General features: G+C 30.8%; 18 protein-coding genes and 1 pseudogene. 7 read left to right on the plus strand and 12 right to left on the minus strand.

What is annotated here, in order from left to right; all coding sequences use genetic code 11:
* Positions 1-167: 167 nt before the first annotated feature.
* A complete protein-coding gene (locus CLCHR_RS11795) occupies positions 168-734 on the plus strand; it encodes a flavin reductase family protein (protein WP_079440003.1) in 567 nt (188 codons plus the stop codon).
* Positions 735-1,156: 422 nt separating this feature from the next.
* On the plus strand, positions 1,157-1,579 hold the full coding sequence (locus CLCHR_RS11800) for a hypothetical protein (protein ID WP_079440004.1): 423 nt from the start codon (positions 1,157-1,159) through the stop codon (positions 1,577-1,579).
* Positions 1,580-1,621: 42 nt separating this feature from the next.
* Here CLCHR_RS11800 and CLCHR_RS11805 read toward each other — a convergent pair.
* From CLCHR_RS11805 to CLCHR_RS11830, 6 genes and pseudogenes are all read right to left on the minus strand, one after another.
* Positions 1,622-2,029: pseudogene (locus CLCHR_RS11805) on the minus strand (ATP phosphoribosyltransferase regulatory subunit); the annotation flags it as partial.
* A gap of 269 nt (positions 2,030-2,298) precedes the next feature.
* Positions 2,299-2,811 (minus strand): heme-degrading domain-containing protein, encoded by a 513-nt coding sequence (locus tag CLCHR_RS11810; RefSeq protein ID WP_079440006.1) that lies wholly within the window; start codon positions 2,809-2,811, stop codon positions 2,299-2,301.
* Between the two features lie 14 nt (positions 2,812-2,825).
* Complete coding sequence (locus tag CLCHR_RS11815; protein ID WP_079440007.1) at positions 2,826-4,001, minus strand: iron-containing alcohol dehydrogenase; 1,176 nt, start codon at positions 3,999-4,001, stop codon at positions 2,826-2,828.
* A 103-nt stretch (positions 4,002-4,104) separates the two neighbouring features.
* The gene (locus CLCHR_RS11820) at positions 4,105-4,461 is read right to left on the minus strand and encodes a winged helix-turn-helix transcriptional regulator (RefSeq protein WP_079440008.1); all 357 of its coding nucleotides are present in this window, start codon (positions 4,459-4,461) and stop codon (positions 4,105-4,107) included.
* A complete protein-coding gene (locus CLCHR_RS25665; protein WP_419260662.1) occupies positions 4,446-4,577 on the minus strand; it encodes a winged helix-turn-helix transcriptional regulator in 132 nt (43 codons plus the stop codon). Before CLCHR_RS25665 ends, CLCHR_RS11820 begins: the two co-directional genes overlap by 16 nt.
* Positions 4,578-4,903: 326 nt before the next feature.
* On the minus strand, positions 4,904-5,917 hold the full coding sequence (locus tag CLCHR_RS11830) for an aldo/keto reductase (RefSeq protein ID WP_079440009.1): 1,014 nt from the start codon (positions 5,915-5,917) through the stop codon (positions 4,904-4,906).
* A gap of 249 nt (positions 5,918-6,166) precedes the next feature.
* On the opposite strand from CLCHR_RS11830, the gene CLCHR_RS11835 reads away from it, so the two are divergent.
* Complete coding sequence (locus CLCHR_RS11835) at positions 6,167-7,048, plus strand: LysR family transcriptional regulator (RefSeq protein ID WP_079440010.1); 882 nt, start codon at positions 6,167-6,169, stop codon at positions 7,046-7,048.
* A gap of 2 nt (positions 7,049-7,050) precedes the next feature.
* Here the strand turns inward: CLCHR_RS11835 and CLCHR_RS11840 are convergent, their stop codons facing one another.
* Positions 7,051-8,031: an AraC family transcriptional regulator gene (locus CLCHR_RS11840; RefSeq protein WP_242966019.1), complete on the minus strand. Its 981-nt coding sequence runs from the start codon at positions 8,029-8,031 to the stop codon at positions 7,051-7,053.
* 210 nt (positions 8,032-8,241) lie between these two features.
* Between CLCHR_RS11840 and CLCHR_RS11845 the strand changes: the two genes are divergently transcribed.
* Positions 8,242-9,237, plus strand: a complete 996-nt coding sequence (locus CLCHR_RS11845) for an oxidoreductase (RefSeq protein ID WP_079440012.1) — start codon at positions 8,242-8,244, stop codon at positions 9,235-9,237.
* Between the two features lie 25 nt (positions 9,238-9,262).
* Here the strand turns inward: CLCHR_RS11845 and CLCHR_RS11850 are convergent, their stop codons facing one another.
* Entirely contained in the window at positions 9,263-9,844 is a 582-nt protein-coding gene (locus tag CLCHR_RS11850; RefSeq protein ID WP_079440013.1) for a TetR/AcrR family transcriptional regulator, read from the minus strand.
* A 276-nt stretch (positions 9,845-10,120) separates the two neighbouring features.
* Here CLCHR_RS11850 and CLCHR_RS11855 point away from each other — a divergent pair, with 276 nt between their 5' ends.
* A complete protein-coding gene (locus tag CLCHR_RS11855) occupies positions 10,121-10,675 on the plus strand; it encodes a nitroreductase family protein (protein WP_079440014.1) in 555 nt (184 codons plus the stop codon).
* A gap of 253 nt (positions 10,676-10,928) precedes the next feature.
* Here CLCHR_RS11855 and hisS read toward each other — a convergent pair whose 3' ends face one another.
* The 3 genes from hisS to CLCHR_RS11870 form a co-directional block, all read right to left on the minus strand.
* Positions 10,929-12,218: a histidine--tRNA ligase gene (gene hisS / locus CLCHR_RS11860; protein WP_079440015.1), complete on the minus strand. Its 1,290-nt coding sequence runs from the start codon at positions 12,216-12,218 to the stop codon at positions 10,929-10,931.
* A 403-nt stretch (positions 12,219-12,621) separates the two neighbouring features.
* The gene (locus CLCHR_RS11865) at positions 12,622-13,014 is read right to left on the minus strand and encodes a retropepsin-like aspartic protease (RefSeq protein ID WP_341456899.1); all 393 of its coding nucleotides are present in this window, start codon (positions 13,012-13,014) and stop codon (positions 12,622-12,624) included.
* Positions 13,011-13,256, minus strand: coding sequence for a hypothetical protein (locus CLCHR_RS11870; protein WP_079440017.1), 246 nt, complete (start codon positions 13,254-13,256; stop codon positions 13,011-13,013). Before CLCHR_RS11870 ends, CLCHR_RS11865 begins: the two co-directional genes overlap by 4 nt.
* A gap of 324 nt (positions 13,257-13,580) precedes the next feature.
* On the opposite strand from CLCHR_RS11870, the gene CLCHR_RS11875 reads away from it, so the two are divergent.
* Together CLCHR_RS11875 and CLCHR_RS11880 are read left to right on the plus strand one after the other, a co-directional pair.
* The gene (locus CLCHR_RS11875; protein ID WP_079440018.1) at positions 13,581-14,387 is read left to right on the plus strand and encodes a HipA family kinase; all 807 of its coding nucleotides are present in this window, start codon (positions 13,581-13,583) and stop codon (positions 14,385-14,387) included.
* An 11-nt stretch (positions 14,388-14,398) separates the two neighbouring features.
* Positions 14,399-14,770, plus strand: a complete 372-nt coding sequence (locus CLCHR_RS11880; RefSeq protein ID WP_079440019.1) for a DUF3037 domain-containing protein — start codon at positions 14,399-14,401, stop codon at positions 14,768-14,770.
* A 207-nt stretch (positions 14,771-14,977) separates the two neighbouring features.
* On the opposite strand, the gene CLCHR_RS11885 is transcribed toward CLCHR_RS11880, so the two are convergent.
* Positions 14,978-15,802 carry a TrmB family transcriptional regulator gene (locus CLCHR_RS11885; protein WP_139376233.1) on the minus strand — a complete coding sequence of 275 codons (825 nt, stop codon included), beginning with the start codon at positions 15,800-15,802 and terminating at the stop codon, positions 14,978-14,980.
* Positions 15,803-15,917 lie beyond the last annotated feature (115 nt).

Below are 15,917 nucleotides of genomic sequence, written 5' to 3' on the forward strand. Positions count from 1 at the left end.
GTGGCTAAATCGCGATTTCCCATCGTGACTATTATACTCAAAAAAATGAAGAAAGAAGAAAAATAAACAACTCTAACTTTAACATGACATACTGTCGTCAAGTTTGACATGATAATATGATGACAATGACAATATGTATTAAAAACAAATTTTGGAGGTAGCATACATTGAAGAAAATTAGTATTGAGCCAAGTTTAATATTCTTTCCACAACCTATATATATTATTGGTACCCAAAATGCCGATGGTTCACCCAACTTCGGTACTGTCACATGGCTAGAGGTAACTATTGACAATACTCCGCATATTGTTATGACCATCGGGGGGAATAAACAGACGAGAATTAATCTCCTAAGAGAAAATAAGTTTTCTGCTAACTTAGTCAGCAAGGATATGATTTGGCTTGCAGATTATTTGGGATCAACTACGGGTACTAGCGAAACAAAAAATAAGGTCAAATATGATTACATATGGAATGAGGATCAAAATATACCTATGCTTGAACAAAGCAGATGGATATACGAATGCAATGTTAGCAAAGTAATTGAGTTAAATGGAAGTCATTTATTCATTTCAGAAATAGAAAATATACAAATAGATGAGGCCTTAGAAAATATAGATTTCAGTAAGATCGATCTAAACAAACTGGATCCTGCTATTTATGCCCCATTTAATTATTATGCTATTGGTAATAAAATTGGAAACCGTGGAGACTGGATGAAATATTTGAAATGATTCAGATATTTTTCCTAATTATTTTTTATGTTAATATCAGCATTAAGCGCTTTCAATTAATCTACTCCCTATGTAAATCAATATCAAGCGCTTAATGTATCTCCTAACACACCTCAATAATTCATTTACAGCATTAATAATTTATCTGCTACTCTTATGGATATATGACTAGTGCTATAAAAATCATTAAATATTAATACTTTTATAAAAAATCACTCTCAATCCGCATTTTAGGCGCATATTCTTTAGAATATATATTTTATTATGTTTTAGAATATATATTCTCCTATGGTAATATTCTGAAGAATAAGTACCCGTAACTCTTTAATATATTGAATATAATTTATATGATTTGTATAATAATTCTAAAGTAATATTTAAGATTGTATAGTTAAAATATAATGATGGGAGGCAGTACATTAATGAATATCTTAAACTTAAAAAAATTTATGATAATTTTTATTCCTATAACAATCTTTATTTTATACTATACAAATTATGATTTTCATCTTATTATTAAAAGTACTTTTTTTGCAACTAATAATTACACGGTGCATTACAAAAAAGATAAAGAATTATCTATTCCATTACCATCCAACTCTGCTTTTTTATTTAAAACTCCAACTGAAATTTATTATAATAAATATGACATAAATAAATGTAAGTCTTTTTTTGATTCAACTTTAAATAAAATGAAACAAAATCAACAAATTGGTAATTATAATTTTAATGATAGTGAACAAAAATATATAATAGAAATAGATGACCAGCTAACTGTTGAAATTTATCTTATAGGAAATGAAGATTCAAGAAGGTATGGAATTTCTAATTCTATTAATAAATAAACATTAATAAATAAATTCTTTCTTACATATTTATTAATGGTATATTAATAACATTTTATATATCTCGACGCAATATTCTAGTGTATCCCCAATTGGTATAATTAAATATTCCATGGGTTTTTCTACCTTATAATTATCTAAAAACCCTATTTCTTTTAATACAAAAAATAATCTTGTAAGCCCAATAGATATTCCTACCCCTGGTAAGATGTTATCTGTATAATTTTCAGCTAGGTTATCGTACCTTCCTCCTGAACATATGGAACCATAATTTTCATTTCCAATTAAAAATGTTTCAATTACTGTTCCTGTATAATAATCAAGTCCTCTTATTATTTTTAAATTTATTGTATACTCATTATCGTCTACTCCTAAGATCTCTAGCATTTTTCTAACTGTTTCAATTTCTTCTATGCCCTTTTTAAATTCCTCTGAATTCAAATATAATTTCTAGTTGCTCTTTTTTGTACCATTTTATCATCTTATTATCTCTTTAAAATAGAAAAAGGAATACTCAAAACTTCTATTGTTATGAGTATTCCTTTTATTTTGATTATGATAATATATACTTATATCTTAGTTTAATACCTTTTAAATTTCACATAAAAAAACTCCGAACTACCTTTATGTAAATTAGTTATTTAAAACTATTCTGATTCTTTTGATAGCCCTAACTGCTTAAAAATTAATAGAATCACACAGTTTTCTGCCTTTTCAGACTAATATGACAGTGATAAATCTATTTCAGGAACGTTATCAATACCGAGCCAATCACTTAAAGCTTTTACTATAAAATCATGATCCAACTCGTGTGGAAAATTAGATACGATCAAAACCGCAACCATTTCCCCCGTTTTCAATCGAATTGGAAATCCACCTCCGCAAAATATATAATCTTTCTCAGTCAATCCATGGGTACTAACCACTTCACCAGTAGTAGCGGCAACCGCCCATGCACCTAGTGAACTTCTTTCCATTAAGGATACTGTATTATATTTTCTATCCATCCAGTTTTGATTATTAAGGTTTGTTCCTTCTGTACAATGCTGAAAGAGAATATTTCCATTTAATTTTCGAATAGCAATAGCTAATTCCTGTTTCTTTTCATAAACTTTATTTACCATATAATTTCCTAGTTCCCAAGCATCTCTATTTGAAAACTGCGGAAATCTAAGCATCTCTTCCTGTTTTAATATAATCTCATTCAATTTAATATAATCTTCACTAGTCATATCATCTAATCTCCTTACAGCATCAAACGATAAATATTTACAACATCTTTTTCGTTTAGCGTTACAAAGCCGCCTAAAGTACCAGCTTTCACATCTCCATAACAAGCAGTATGAGCCAATTTTTCAATGTCTTCTTCTTTTGCTCCCAGTTCCTCAAAGTTCTTTGGCATGCCAATGGAAATCAAGAATTGACGAAATGCCTGAATACCAGCTTTTGCTGTCTCTTCTGGATGATTAAAATCCATTTCACATCCCCATACTCTGCATGCAACTTGAGCAAAACGCATAACATTATGCTCCATGTTATATATCATAACTGCTGGCATCGTTACTGCTAAACCAGCACCATGAGCACAATCATATAGAGCAGATAACTCATGTTCGATATCATGACTTGTCCAATCTTGTGACCTTCCCACACCACATGAATTATTATGTGCCATCATTCCTGCCCACATAATATTAGCACGTGCTTGATAATTATCTGGATCGGCAATAACTCTTGGTCCTTCATGAACCATAGTCATCATCAATCCCTCTATCATACGATCTGTAACTTCAACTTCTTCAGTATTAGTAAAATATCTTTCATATAAATGTGCAAGAATATCCGTGATTCCACACGCAGTCTGATATTTTGATAAAGTTTGAGTCAATGCTGGATTTAGAATAGAAAATTTAGGTCTTAGTGCTTCTCCTGATGTAGCACGTTTAAACATTCCATTTTCATTTGTGATAACAGAATCTGCCGATCCCTCACTTCCAGCAGCAGAAATTGTGAGAATTGTACCTATAGGCAATGCCTTTTCTACTACTTTCCCTTGATAATAATCCCAAAAATCTCCGTCATAAACTGCTCCTGCTGCAATTGCTTTCGCTGAATCAATTGCACTTCCGCCTCCTACAGCTAGAATAAAATCAACTTTTTCTTTCTTACAAATATCAATACCTTCATATACCAAACCACTTCGTGGATTTGGCTTTACGCCGCCTAATTCCACATAAGATAAATTTTCCTTTATTAAAGCTTCTTTTACTTGATCTAATAACCCAGAACGAATAACTGATCCACCACCATAATGAATTAAGACTTTAGTTCCGCCAAATTTTTTTATATATTTTCCTGTCTCATTCTCCGTATCTTTTCCAAATGCAAAATACGTTGGTGCATAAAATGTGAAATTCTCCATAGTAAATACCTTCTTTCTCTTAGTCTAAATATATTTTATTTCCAAATGAAAACAAATACAAGAAGGCACTTTTTTTTGCCTAGGTTACTTATATGTACCCTACTTACTCCTCACAACACTGCCTATTTGTCACTTCATATCTATCCCCTTCGTTTTGACTGCCCCATTCACACATCATTTCCAAAATTGGATATAACGTTTCCCCGTGCTTTGTGACAGAATACTCTACCTTCACTGGAGTTGTTGAAAAAACTTTCCTTTGTATAATTTCCTGTTCTTCTAGTTCGCGTAACTGATTCGTCAAAGTTTTTTTAGGTGCACTTTCCAAAAAATGCAGAATCTCATTATAACGTTTTGGTCCTTCCTCCTGCAAATAATGCAAAATAAGAGGTTTCCATTTACCACCAATCACTTTCAACGTAATTTCCATTTCACAAGTAACTTTTATTTTCTCCGACATAATTTCCTCCACATTTTTATATTAGTTAATGAATATTCTACCTTTGGTGGAACTTCTAGACATACTTTGCTCTCTATAAGTTGATACTTTTCTAAAGTACGAAGTTCTTTTGTCAAAGTAGCTTATGTTACATTTGGCAACAACCTATCTAATTCTCCAAAGCGAATAATTCCAGTTATAGTATATCATGATAACTCATCCCCAACAATTTCCATACAATTATTCTAGTATCTCAATCTACTATATTTTAATTTTAAACATAATAAAAAAAGGTTTATAATGCGTTATTCAAATATTTGAACGCCTCATAAACCTTTCAATATCAATTTATTGCTCACTTTATCATATATTTATAATATGGTCCACAGTATTATTTATTTAGTTCTAATGTAAATTTTTTGATATATTCCCTCAGTCGTTTCTTATATAATATACTTTATTATTATCTTGCTTGAAGTTTAAAATTGTAATTATTCAAAGAGGTATGAGGTTTATAAAATTCTTCTAATGCTGCTATTTCATCCTCTGATAGCTCTAATTCCACCGCTTCTACAGCATCTTTTATATGTTGTTCTTTTGTTGCACCTACTATTGGAGAAGTAATGACACTTTTTGAAAGCAGCCATGCTAACGCAATTTGTGCCATAGGTACTCCTCTTCTCTCTGCAACTTCAGCTAATCTATCAACTATAGGCTTATCTAAATTTGTTGTTATGTTCAACTGTGATGCATGTGCATCAGTTTTTCCTCGTTCTGTAGTCTGCACGCCATCCACCCAAGGACGAGTTAATCGACCGCGCGCTAATGGAGACCAAGGTGTAACACCTATCCCCTCACTTTCACATAATGGAAGCATTTCTCGTTCTTCTTCCCTGTAAAGAAGGTTATAATAATTCTCCATTACCACAAAACGATGCCATCCATTGGCTTTTTGAATACCAATAGCCTTCATAAGCTGCCATGCATACATAGTTGATGCACCTAGATAACGTACCTTACCAGCCTTCACTAAATCATTAAGAGCTTCTAAGGTTTCTTCAAGAGGTGTGTTATAATCGAAGCGACCTATTTCATATATATCAATATAATCTGTACCGAGTCGCATTAAACTATCATCTATTTCTGTCATTATTGCCTTACGAGAAAGCCCCATGCCATTTGGAACTGGACGCATTGGTGCAAATACCCTATCTGCAATAACTACATCGTCTCTACGAACGAAATCTTTAATCGCTCGTCCAACTATCCTTTCAGTGTCTCCATCAGAGTAATTATTTGAAAGATCAAAATAGTTCACACCGTTATCTAAAGCTAATTTTATAAATTTCCTGCTCTCCTCCTCGCTTAAAGTCCATGGTCTCTCATTTATACCTGTACCAGTATTTCCATAGCTCATGCATCCTAAACATATTCTAGAAACTTCTAATCCCGTATTACCTAATCTCGTATATTTCATAAATAACCTTCCTCACTTTCTTCTATAAAATGTATTGCTCCCTATTTAAAGTTATATTCTCAAATTTCCTTAAAATATCGAAAGTCCTTTAAAAACTGCTTTAATATTGAAGCTATGCATTTATAATTATTGTTTTCTATTTTCTTTAATGTTATTATAAAATGCAATTAAGTATTAGTAAAACGGAAATATCGAATAGAATGATTTCGATTTATCGAATTATCTATATACAATGAAGGAGGAAGTATTTTGGACATTCAAGTTGTAAAAACATTTTTCAGCATATTAAAAAATGGCAGCTTCCAAGAGGCTGCAAAAGAACTTGGTTACGCTCAATCAACTGTAACCAATCATATACAAAGCCTTGAGACAGAACTTGGAGTGGTTCTTATGGAAAGAGGCAAGAAAATACGATTAACTCAGGCTGGAGAATTATTTAAAAATCCTGCAAAACAAATGCTCACTGATTATGAAAATCTTATGATGTCTATAAATGAATTTTCAGATAACACAAAGGGAACTGTACAAATTGGTGCAAATGAACCCATCGCCAGTCGCATATTACCTAAAATTCTAAATTCCTTCCACAAACAATTTCCTCTTATTAATGTTGAAATTACAATTGATACTAGTATTGCTTTAAACAACATGGTAATCGATGGTAAACTAGATTTTGCTATCTGCACCTTGTCCATTAATAATAATGACATGAATTTTATCCCTGTTCTTGAACTTCCAATCCTTTTAGCGGTTCCTATCTCACACCCACTTGCCTCAAAGAAAAAGGTGTATCTAAAAGATTTACGGAATGAACGCATTTTAATGCCAAGACCACAAACCTCAGCTTTAAAAAAATTAGAAGACTTATTAGATAAAAGAACAGGCCCCTATGTTTCCGTTAAAATTACAAATATGATTTCGCCAATGGCTTTTGTGCAAAATGAATTTGGTATTGGCTTTTTAAATAGTCTCAAGGTAGACTCTTCAATGCCAGGGGTTACTCTAAGAGAAGTAGAAGATTTAAAAGATAAAAACATAAATGGAATCTTTATAAAAAAAGATAGCAGACTTCTTACTCCAGCCACTTGCAATTTGGCAGCTTTTATAAAAGACAGTAGTTTTTTACTTTAGAATCACATAAAGTTCATCTTAGTGTTTATACGCACTTCTTTTATGTCCTGAAGAGGTGGAAGTCCAAATAATCTTCGATATTCCCTGTTAAATTGTGAATAGCTTTCATAACCAACTTTTATGGCCACATCTCCCACACTCATAGATCCACTAACTAATAAACGTCTTGCCTCTTGAAGTCGAAGATTTTTTTGATATTGTAAAGGTCCCATGTTTAATGTAGCTTTAAATTTGTGATGAAGTCCAGACACGCTCATGTTGCAGAGTTTTGCCAGTCCTTCAACAGTAAATGGCTCTGATATGTTTTCTTTTATTAAAGTGATTGCTCTACCAATACTATCTATATTAGAATCAATAAAGGCTTGTTGAAGAAACAATTGACCATAGTCCCCTGTAAGTAAATGATATATGATTTCACGTTTAATCAATGTTGACAGAAAAGGAATAGAATCAGGCTTATCAAGCAATCTTAGTAATCGCATAAGAAGATCTAATAGTTCAAAATTGGATTTCCCAATGAATGCAGCCATATTTAAGTTATTATCTTTTGAATTCACATTAATTTTTGCATCCATCATCACTGAGAAAATTTCTTGGGCAGTAAATTCAACACGTAAGCCAATATATGGTTTATCTTCGCTTGCGCCAATGACTTGTGCTGAAACAGGAAAATCAATCAAAGATGCTACATAGTCTCCAGAATTATATTGAATTATATTCTGATTAATATGAATATTTTTTTCCCCTTGTAGAATAAGACAAATTGATGGCGTTAAAATTCCAGGAAGTAACGGTGTTTCCTTGCTGCTTTTATAAAGTGTTATAAAAGGAATTGCTGTATCGACCTCTCCATCTGATGTAAGATTTTTTTCGCATAAAGCAGCCAGTTGATTTAGAACTTTTTGATAGCTTGCATTTGACTCTGTATAAGCTTCTTTATTTGTAATGCCCTGTTGCTGCTGAGACATATATTTGCACCTCACTTTAATTTGTATATTAAAAATAAATATTTTTTTATTATACGTCATCAGATAAGGTAATTCAATCTTGCTCTAAAAATACCTATTGCAGTATTAGGCAATTTTTATACATTAATGTGTCTAGCTGCTTTTATCTATTTAAGGCATAATTTCATCATAAAGATTTTAAAAATAAAATCTTATTATTTATTAATTTTTATGGAGGTATTTTTTATGAAAACAGAACAAAAACCTATAGGCTCAGGTTTTGGAGCCGCTTCTACTACTAATGACGTTATTACTGGTATCAACCTTACGGGGAAAACTGCTATCGTAACCGGTGGTTACTCTGGGCTCGGGAAAGAAACTGTTCGTACATTGCGTTTAGCAGGTGCTGAGGTTATAGTGCCTACAAGGGATTATGAACGAGCTAATGCAGCATTGAAAGACATTGATGGCGTAAAAATTGAGTTAATGGATTTACTTGATCCTTCTTCTATAGACTCCTTTGCTGATAAATTCCTAGCTTCTGACCGATCATTGCACATTTTGGTAAACTGTGCAGCTATTATGGCATGCCCATTATATCGTGATAGTAGAGGATATGAATTTCAGCTTGCAACCAATCATCTAGGACACTTTCAACTTACTACAAGACTTTTGCCAGCTCTAAGTAAAGCCAATGGAGCTAGAGTAGTCTCGGTATCCTCTTGGGGTCACCACTTTTCACCTTTTGTGCTTGATGACCCTAATTTTGAGAATCGTGATTATACTCCTTGGGAAGGCTATGGTCAATCAAAAACTGCTAACGTCTTATTTACGGTTGAATTAGATAAACGCTTTAAAAAAGATGGTATAAGAGCCTTTTCTCTTCATCCAGGCAGCATTGCTGGAACAGGCTTAGGTAGGTACTTACCAGAAGAGGCACTTTTAGCTTCAGGTTCTTACGATGAGCAAGGAAATCCTATAATCGATCCTTCAAAAAATCTCAAAACAATTGAACAAGGTTCAGCTACTATCGTATGGTGTGCGGTAAGTCCTCAATTGCACAATATGGGCGGCGTATATTGCGAAAACTGTGATATAGCTTACATAGATTTTAATAATTATGAAAATTGGAAAATTGAAGATACAACAGACTTTTCAGGTGTAATGCCTTTTGCTATTGATAATGAAGCAGCTGAAAGCCTTTGGAATTTAAGTGAACGACTTATTGGCGGAAAACAATAGTTATTATTTCTATTACACTCTAATTTTAAAGCAGTGTGAAATATGTCATTATAAAAGGTAACATTTCCTCAACTAAAATGATGGAATTTACCTTTTTACCTAAGCTATACCAATACTGAACGCCATCATAAATAGAACTGCTTATCATAGTAAAAATTAATTCTATTTTCATTTTATCATGGGCAAACTTATTTTCATTTTTTATAAAAAGTGTAAGCATTACCTGGCGCAATTGAACTTTAGCTTTAATCTCTATTACAGAGGCAAAAGAGCGATAGCTATATTTACAACGCTGACTTAAATCTTCATGGTAATCACATATGGACAGAATCAAATTCCTTATAACTTCTTCTGTTATTTCTAATTTGTCGCCAATTCTTTTAGAAATAAAATATTCTAACTGATCGGAAACAATTGATTCTAATAAATCATACTTATCTTGAAAATGAGCATAGAACGTTGACCTGTTTATTTCGGCCTTTTTGGCGATATCACTTACTGTAATAGCATCAAAGTTCTTCACTTTTGATAAATTAAAAATTGCTTCTTGAATTAGTCTACGCGTCTTAATTACTCTTGGATCTTTTTCATTTAGTTTTAATGCCATAATTAATCCCTTTCTTCTTCAAAATAAAATTCACACAACAATTTTCTTGTTCTGTTGAGTACCCAACAGAATAGGTTTATTGTTGGTTGTTTCAAGTATTATTAGGCCTTATAATAACATATATGTGATACATTATCAACAGGTGTTGCTTATGTTTCCATATAGATATTCATGAAAATCTTTATAATTTAACAAAATATTTTTGCATTAAAGTATGATAGGTATACCGAAAAATCCAAGATACATTTTACAATAACGAAGAAAAGGAGAAAAAATATGAATGAAGTATTAAAAACAATAAAAAATAGAAGAAGTATAAGATCTTATCTACAAGATCAAATAAATCAGGAAGAATTACATTTAATCATAGAGGCAGGTATTTATGCACCTACTGCACACAATGATCAACCTTGGCATTTTACAGTAATACAAAACGAGGAATTGCTTTCACATATAAACGAAAAAACTAAGGAATTAATGGCTAAGTCTGAAGATAACTTTATAAGAACTCTAGGGTTAAATCCTAAAATAAATACAATATATAATGCTCCTACTTTAATTATAGTTTCCGGAAAAAAAGATGCTCTTGAACCAAAAATAGACTGTTCAGCAGCAATTCAAAATATGCTAATTGCTGCTGAAAGCTTAAATATCGGCTCTGTTTGGCTTAGTTTTATGACTCCTTTGTTTAGTTTACAAGATGAAGTAGAAAAACTCGGCATACCAGAAGGATATGAGCCTTATTATGGTGCAGCGTTTGGTTATAAAAACATAGAGAAAGAGTTAACTGCTCCAAAAAGAAATGTTGATGTAATCAATCATATTAAATAAACAAATATACTAAAGTAAAGCCTTCGATATTCACGAAGGCTTTATTACAATACTATCTAAAATCCCGGTGCAGCGAAAAGTATTTATATATGCTTCACTATCCGGCTTGTTTAAAACTATAAAGAATTTTTCATCTAGTCAAATAAAACAAGAATTTCGTCTTAAAGTCTTGTTCCTCCTCCATTTACTTATATTTACATTTATTTTAACAGCCTTAAAATAAAATTTCAAACAAATATCAGTATACTTATATTCAAAGTAGATTAATAACTTTTTCTTCCCCACTAGCCATATCCTTAATTTTTATTTCTCTTTTTAAAACTTCATTTTCTCCAATTAATATTACATTAGGTATTGCTAATTTATTTGCATAATTAAGTTTTTTCTTTAATTTATCTTCTTCTAGATATATTTCTGTATATTTTCCTTTAGCCAATAACATTTTATATATCTCGACGCAATATTCTAGTGTGTCCCCAATTGGTATAATTAAATATTCTATGGATTTTTCCACCTTATAATTATCTAAAAATCCTATTTCTTTTAATACAAAAAATAATCTTGTAAGCCCAATAGATATTCCTACCCCTGGTAAGATGTTATCTGTATAATTTTCAGCTAGGTTGTCGTACCTTCCACCTGAACATATTGAACCATAATTCTCATTTCCAATTAAAAATGTTTCAATTACTGTTCCTGTATAATAATCAAGTCCTCTTATTATTTTTAAGTTTATTGTATACTCATTATCGTCTACGCCTAAGAGCTTTAACATTTTTCTAACTGTATCAATTTCTTCTATACCCTTTTTTAATTCCTCTGAATTCATATCTAATTTCTTCAACTCAGCTAATATTTCTTCATTGCTTCCATTAATATTAATGATTTTATTAATATAATCTGCTTTTTCTTTACCTATTAATTCAATTAATGAACTTTCAAATTCTGCTGCTCCTATTTTGTCGTACTTGTCAATTAATATCAAAACTTCTGTTGTATTCGTAATTTCTAACTCCTTCAAAACAGATGATAATATTTTTCTATTGCTTATTTGTAATTTATAATCCTTTAAACCAATGGCTTTAAAGGCTCTTGAGGCCATACTAATTACTAAGGCATCATTATTAATACTCAGTTTATTATTCCCTATAATATCAACATCAAATTGATAAAACTCTCTATATCTTCCTCTTTGGTTTCTTTCCCCTCTATATACCTTTCCGATTTGATATCTTTTAAACGGGAATATTAACTCATTAAAATACTGAGCTGAAAATCTAGCGAAAGGCACTGTCAAATCAAATCTTAAAGATAAATCATTACTTCCTCTATTAAATCTGTATACTTGTTTTTCTGTCTCACCTGCACTTTTAGCTAATAATACCTCCGACTTTTCAATTATTGGTGTATCCATCTCTAAAAAGCCATTTTTCTCATAAACATTAGTTATTTTTCTTATTATATCCTTAAATATTTGTTGCTCTCTAGGTAATAGCTCCATAAAGCCGGGTAATATACTTGGTTGTATTTTATTATTTTTCATAATCTCTTTCTCCTTACTTATGATAAATTTTGAATCAATAAAATTAATTTAATCTTTATTTTGAATAACAAAAAACCATGCAGGCATATATCCCACATGGCTCAATAAATTATTACTAACATTTAATTTATCATCACCAGAAGATACAAGCCTACAAATTATAGACTTGCATCTGCTTTTGAACAGACCAAGTCTTGCTAGTGATGATGATGTATGAAGTTTACTACTTTCAAATTAAATGCTTTCATAATATTTCCTCCTAGAATTTAATTGTTAGTATTATACGATATATAAATTTAATTTTCAATGCTGACTAATTTTATATTATCTTATTTTCTTATATGCAGATATGTTTGATTTCATTAGTTACTATAATCTAAAAGTTCCATATATAATTATATTCTTATTTTGTATACATAACTAACTCTTCTAAGTCTAAAATTATTTTTGCTTCTTTTAGGAAATCTAATCCTAATAATCCATTAATCCTTTCATTTGGATCAATTTCACCAAAGTCTATCTTAAAATCTTTCAATGCAACAGAATCACAGCTAATTGAATCAATCTTTTTCCTTACAGCATAGCTAGATGCTCCACCATATCCCGACGCCTCAATAAGTTTATCGTCATTTGAGAACTTTGCGCCAAGTTCATCTAGAAAGTCTGTTGTTATTATTGTATGAAATGCCCCTGTGTCAATAATAACATTATCAATAATCACATAGCTTCCTTCATGAGTTAGTTTTATAGAAGTATATAACAAGCCATTTTTTATATTTAATTTACTTTTCATCATATACTCCTTCTAATCCCAATATGCTTTATTTTTTCTATCTCGATACTTTCATTCTCAGTACTGTATACTAATTGCCCTTTTTTACATTTTGTAAATTCTACCATAGCATCTCTTCCATCTTTTATCGCCTTTATTACTGCGACATCATCAACATATTTGAACTTTTCATCTTCATGAGATTCTACAATTTCAAATTTCACGAATTGATTTGGATACATTTCCCTGACTTCCTGCCATTTCATTTTAATCAACTCCTATCTAATTTAGACTAATTACTCATATAATTATTTCTATATTACTTTAATTATATCGGAACACACTTTCCAGATAAATATTTATTATATAATTTATTTATTTATAATTTCTAATTGTATCTTATACTAATAATTAAATATCAATACTTATTCAATTAACTACATAAAATATCCTATTTTCCGGACATCCCAAATACATTAATTCAGCTTATCTAAATTTAATAATTCCCACTTATTCATATAAAATATGATATAATTAACACACTTATCTTTTAACTAGAATTATCGGAGTATGTATAGGAGGATTAAAAGTTGGACACGTATCATGTAGATGAATTATTATATCCAATAGGCAATGGAGCTACTATTCCTATACTTGGAGTTGTTAATAATAAAAATTATATTATAAAAACCTTCAACAATATCGAAGGAAATAAAACTTTAATAAATGAATTGGTTTGTCATTACATAGCTAAAAAATTAAACTTTCCAATTCCTGATGCAAAATTAGGCATTATAGATGCAAATACAGTAATATCTAAAAAAGTGTTAGACTTAGAGGACTTCTCTGATTCCTGTTTTGGATTAGCCTTTTGTTCAGAATTTTTAGAACCTGTTACTGTAGTAACCTCAAGCAAAATGCTGCAACTAGCAAGTAATCATAAATGGTTATTGCCTAAATTAATGTTATTTGATCATTTAATTTATAATAAAGATAGAAATAAGGGTAATCTTCTTATTTCACTTTCAAAATCCAATAGACAGCTATATATTATAGATCATAGTCATACTTTCAATCTAGAAGCGTTATGGAATACCCATGCACTTGAATATAAGATTATTGATGAAGACTTTAAAGATTCTGCTATAATGGCTGATAATTGGTATCACTATGCAAAATTCAAATCAGTCTTAGAGCTTGACCTTATTGTTATGAAAGAAACAGTAGATTATTTCAAAGAAAATTTAACAAAAGACTTTTTGGAAAGTATCGTTGACAAAATCCCTGAAGTGTTTGAACATAATAAAAATGAATTAAAGGCATTAATTCAATATTTACTGTATAGAATGGAGCATATTGACTACTATGCAGATTTAATTCTAAATACTAATTATTAGGAAGTGATTTCATGTTTACTATAGATTATTCTATTTTATGCCATCATCCATCTTTGGTTTCAAAAGACTGCATAACACTAGCTATTTTATTATTTAATAGAGATACAAAAGAAACCGCTTTAATTTCAACAAAAAATTGGGATAGAGTACATTTATTTAATGAGAACTTAGATATCGATTTAGTCAAATTACAACTTGAAGGTATCCAAGATGAAATTGTGGATATTGCTAAAGCTCCTAAGTTTACATTAGATAAATATACTAAGTTTTATATTAATGATTTAAAATTTACAGAAATTATTTCAACTAAGGCAGAAAACTTTGAAGACTTTGTAAAAAAATGCTCAAGGCAATATTTAGTTTCTGATTTTAATAAATCATAAAGCCCTTCCACCATTTCCGAGGTATTATCATAAAAAACACCTTGGAAATGGCCATATATAATATAAACCCAATATTATTCTAGCTCCACACGATGCAAATGTGAAACTTCAATGATTCTTTAAATCATCGGTTATACTCCCTATTCAGCTTGCCTATTAACAAAACTACGACTCTCTTGCGCTCAAATATATTACCATCTAGATTAATTATACATAATGTTTCTTCAAATCTTGGTAGATAGAAAATTTCTTACGAAGTTCAATAAGATTTTTTCCAAAGCTTTCTTCTAGTAACTCTCTATGCTTCTCCATTATTTCCATAATATACAGATCGTGAATCATGACTTCTGTAATAGGCATAACCAATCCTTGGTGCATAGTCCACGCTGCTCTGCTATCTTTTCCGAGCGAAACAATACCTGCTACAACTTCTGAATTATCAGCACTTGCTACAAGCCAGCGTCCTCCATATTCTTCTGTAATTTCTGCACTCATATCATGTAAGTAAACATTTGCGAAAGTAGATGTTATTTCTCCATAAGCAATAATAGTTACTACTACCCCTTTGTCAGCTGCCTTATTTAATTCAGTTTCTAATTCCTTAAATTCCTCATCCCAAAGTTCAATCAAAATTCTATGTTTTGCGGAAAGGATACATTCTTTCACCTTATCAAGTATTTCATCACGACCAGTTATATTCCAGATGTTCTCACGATTTTTTGATGCTTTATTATATTGCTCTAAAGATTTTTCTGCTAGTTTAAAGTTCTCTTCTGCTTTTACTCGACGATTCTTAATAAGTTCTTTTGCTGGAATTGGGACATATTGTTGTGTATTTCCATGACTAATCAAAATATCTCCACGCATAGCAAGACTATCTAAAACCTCATATATTTTTGAACGAGGTACGCCTGAATTTTTTGCTACTGCATAGCCTGTTAGCGGTGATTCCTCTAATAAAGCAAGGTATGCCTTAGCTTCATATTCCGTAAAATTTAAATTCTTTAATGTATCTAAAATATTATCTTTCATAAATCCTCCAATAATATTAGTTGCTACTTTAGTAACTAATATTATAACCAAATCTATTGACACAATCAACCAAAACTGATATTGTAATTAAAAGTAGTTACGTAGGTAGTCACTA

The organism is Clostridium chromiireducens (genome assembly GCF_002029255.1).
In the GTDB taxonomy this organism is placed as follows: domain Bacteria; phylum Bacillota; class Clostridia; order Clostridiales; family Clostridiaceae; genus Clostridium; species Clostridium chromiireducens.